The organism is uncultured Pigmentiphaga sp. (assembly GCF_937950555.1).
Taxonomy (GTDB): Bacteria; Pseudomonadota; Gammaproteobacteria; order Burkholderiales; family Burkholderiaceae_B; genus Pigmentiphaga.
The window spans coordinates 1-3,790 of record NZ_CALFCW010000017.1; the positions used below are offsets into that span (position 1 = coordinate 1).

4 protein-coding genes are annotated in these 3,790 nt (G+C 62.9%); all 4 read right to left on the reverse strand.

The annotated features are described in order from the left end of the window. Positions 1 to 432, reverse strand: a 432-nt coding sequence (locus Q0319_RS02930) for an FAD-dependent oxidoreductase (RefSeq protein WP_299450776.1), incomplete at its 3' end; no start/stop codon positions are given. 34 nt (positions 433 to 466) lie between these two features. Next, positions 467 to 1,423, reverse strand: a complete 957-nt coding sequence (locus Q0319_RS02935; protein ID WP_299450778.1) for a tripartite tricarboxylate transporter substrate binding protein — start codon at positions 1,421 to 1,423, stop codon at positions 467 to 469. 23 nt (positions 1,424 to 1,446) lie between these two features. Beyond that, entirely contained in the window at positions 1,447 to 2,784 is a 1,338-nt protein-coding gene (locus tag Q0319_RS02940) for an FAD-dependent oxidoreductase (RefSeq protein WP_299450781.1), read from the reverse strand. A gap of 83 nt (positions 2,785 to 2,867) precedes the next feature. Further along, positions 2,868 to 3,683, reverse strand: a complete 816-nt coding sequence (locus Q0319_RS02945) for an IclR family transcriptional regulator (protein WP_299450783.1) — start codon at positions 3,681 to 3,683, stop codon at positions 2,868 to 2,870. Positions 3,684 to 3,790: the final 107 nt, after the last annotated feature.

Consider the following 3,790-nt stretch of genomic DNA (forward strand, 5'->3'; position numbering starts at 1 on the left):
AAAACTCTGGACGCCTGCCTCTTCGAGCATACGGAGCATGATGTTGCCGGCGGCATCTGGGTTGAACGAGGCGCGCCGGAACGGTGACCCCGGCTTGAGGTAGTAGTCGTAGTGCGACAAAGGATTGCCCGCCCAATCCGGCAGCTCCTTTTCCGTCGCGACGTAGATGGCCCCGGCCTCGGTAAAGCGCTGCATCAGTTCGGTGTGGATTCCGCCGATGCCCGGATTGGCTGCGCCTTGCAGCCCGGAGGTATGCACGCCTCCAGGCATGTCGAACTTTTCGACCAGTACGACGCTGCAGCCCTCCCTGCGGGCGCGAAGTGCGGCGGCGAACCCACCCGGTCCACCACCGATGACGACGACGTCTGCGCTTGCCAAGATCGGTACGCCTTTGCGGGTGAAGGCAGGCGCCTTGGCGTCACTCTTGTTCAACTCTCTTCTCCATTGCTAGGGGTGGTGGCGGCAACTATTCGGCCGTGATCTTGTTTTCGATGATGACCGGCTTCCAGCGCGCCAATTCTTCTTGCATGAACGCCTTGAATTCCGCTGGTGTGGTGGGTGCGGGCTCCATGAATTGCTGGCGCAGGAACTCCACGACGTTCGGTTGCCGCAGGACATCGCCAATCGCTGCGCTGATGCGTGCGGCCGCTTCGGGCGCCATGCCGCCCGGGCCCACGAACCCCATCCATGCGCTGCCGACTATTTCCGGGTAGTACTCGCGCAGGCTCGGTACATCTGGTAGCAGTGCCGCGCGATTCGCGGTGGAGACCGCGATCGGAACGACGTTGCCGCCGCGCACCTGTGCCATCGTCGCCTGCGCTGGAAGACATCCCATTTGTACTTCGTTGGTCATGACTGCCGTCGTCGCCTGGACTGCGCCGGCATACATTACCGGCGTGATTTCGGCGCCGCTCTTGTTGGCCAGCAAAGTCATGACCAGATGCCCAAGAGAGCCATTGCCGACGTAGGAGTAGTTGTATTTACCGGGGCTTTGCCGGAGCACTTCGATGAGCTCGGGAACCGTCTTGACGCCCAGGGCTTTAGAGGCGATCAAAAGGCAAGGCTGATGCACGCCCAGGGTCAGTGGCGTCAGGTCCTTCGCCGGGTCGTAGCTCATGCGCTTGTATAGCAGGGGGTTATGAACGAGAGGTCCTGCGATGCTGACGCCGAAGGTGCTTCCGTCGGGCTGTGCGCGTGCCACGAGCGCGGTACCAATCATGCCTCCTGCTCCCGGTCGGGAGTCGACGATGAAAGACGTGCCGAATTTCTTCTGCAGGCCGTCTGCCACGATTCGCGCGACGGCATCGGTGGTAGTGCCCGCGCTGAAGGGGTTGACGATGGTCGTGGTGCGGCTCGGCCATTCCTGGGCCGTTGCCAGTACGGTGTGAGCCATTAGCGCCAGGACGACTGCTTTTCTTATCATGGGGTGTCTCCGTGAAATGATGCTTATGGGGTGGGAGTCAACTGTTCGCGGCGGAATAGGGCGCCGGCTTTTTGCAGGCTCTGCTGTACTTCCCCGGTGGGAACGAATGAGGGCAGTGTGTTGCGGGTTGCCGCGATTGCGCCGAGCGTGCCGGCGGCCTGGCCCATGGCCATGGAAGTCGCCATGTGGCGGGCTCCGGCCATGGCTTCGCGCGTTGAGCTCAACGTCCGGCCGCAGACCAGCAGGCCTTCGACATTTACGGGAATCAACGTGCGCAGCGGAATCTCGAAGGGAGCAGGCGGGGCGTAGAGGCGTATGCCTGTGCCTCCTGGCTGGTGGCGGTCCATCGGGCCCGCGCCCAAGGCGATGGAGTCCTCGAAGCTGCGCGCCTGCATGATGTCTTCCTCGCTGAGCGTGTATCGGCCCTCGATGCGTCGCGTTTCGCGAACGCCAACTCGTTCCGCGACGTCGGCGAGAATTGCATTTTCGAAACCCGGCATGTCGCGCCGAAGGAAGGCGAGGATGCTGCGGATCTGGCGCCGCCCCTCCTGCTCTGCGCGCGAGGCGTCGCGCGCGTCGAGCGCATCGATCCCTTGAATGCGGCTCATCAGGCAAATCGCATCCGTCTGCCCGGGCGTGCTCACAAAGGAGACGCTTTCCCAGAACAGCTCTCCCCGTCGCAGCCCTTCAAGCACGAGGGCACGGCGCTCTACCGACGGGACGGCCTTGAAGCGGGGAACGTCGACGTTTGATAGTCGGAAGGACAGTGTGCAGGGCTGGCGCCCGTTGCCATCGTCCTCCTTGAAGGGAACGCCGACGCTGGCACAGGCCAGCGCGTCTCCGGACGCATCAATGATGATTGGGGCGAGGAAGGCCAAACGTCCCTGTACGGTTTCTGCACTGGCACCGGCGAGCATGGAGCCGTCTGTCAGCACCCTGGCGAACGTCGTGTGGAAGAGTACGTCGACGCCGGCCTCACGAGTGACATCGTCCAGGACCCATTTCACGGTTTCAGGATTGAAGGGAAGGACGCGCAGTGGAAAGGGCGTTCCAGCTGCCTCACCCATGACGTAGCGGTGGAACCCCTCGGACCCGCCAGCGTCGATCACCCGTTCTGCCAGCTCGTAGGGAATACCGCCGACTACGCGTGTTTCTCCATGGAAGAAAGCCACCCATTGCGCCACGAGGTTGGCGGTAGCCGCCCCGCCGAGGCAGCCACCCCGCTCGATCAACAAGGTGCGGGCTCCCGAGCGCGCTGCGGCGATGGCAGCAACCGTCCCCGATGCGCCTCCCCCGACGACGATGACGTCATATGTGCCAGCGACGGGCGTGTCGAGGGACTCTTGGACGATGCGCGACATGCTTTGTCTCCCGATGCTTGTGGGTATTGACTGTCATGTCGCGAAGTGTTGCGCTCAGGATGTGGGGGGACTAGAGAGTGTTCTCATATGTGAACGTTTTTCGCCTCTCGGGCTCGCGCCTGGTGCGCTGCCACGGCGATTTCACGCGCAGCAGTGCGCAGGGTTCTGACGAGCTTGTCCTTGCGGTCCTCATTGAGGCGATCGGTCGGCATCGCCAGTCCGATGGCGGCCAACGCGCGTCCACGTGCATCCAGGATTGGAACGGCCAGGCCGACGATGCCAGCAGTAAATTCGCAGAAAGACCAGGCCACGCCATCTTCCCGGATTTGTTGTATCTGCCGGCGCAAGACAGCCACCGAGCGTATCGTGTGCTCAGTGCGCGGCTCGAGCCGGACGCGGGCGAGGTAGGCTTCTCGATCAGCGGGGGGCAGCCATGCAAGGAGCACTTTACCGGCCGAGCTCGCATAAAGCGGCTGCATGACGCCTACATGCACGGAATACAGGACGGCGCGCGGAGATTGGGCGGAAGCAATGCGTTCGGCCATGTCGTGGCGCAACACGCTCAGGCCCGCTGATTCTCCAGTGCTATCCACGAGCCGTTGCAACCAAGGTTGGCTGGCCCGCAAGAGATCCCGGTTGTGCGCGCCGCGCCTCGCGAGGGCGTATGCGCCTTCGCCCAACTGGAAGCGGTTGGAGTCTGTGGATTGATCGATGTAACCTCGGTTCGATAGGGTGCGCAGTAGGGCGGTCAGGCTGCTTTTGGGAATACGGGTGCGGCGCGCGATTTCAGCATGGGTCATCGCGCGCCCGGTGCTTGCCAGGAGCTCCAGGATATCCAGGACGCGGTCCGCAGATTTGACGCTGGCTTGGGAGGGTGATGCCTCATGTTTGGCGCGCATGGTTCTTGCCGTGCCGTAATGTACGAGTCGATGTATCGGATTGTATGAGTCTCGTTCCGCCGCCCCCCATCCCTGCGCTGCTAGCCGAGATCCTCCGCGCCGTTCCG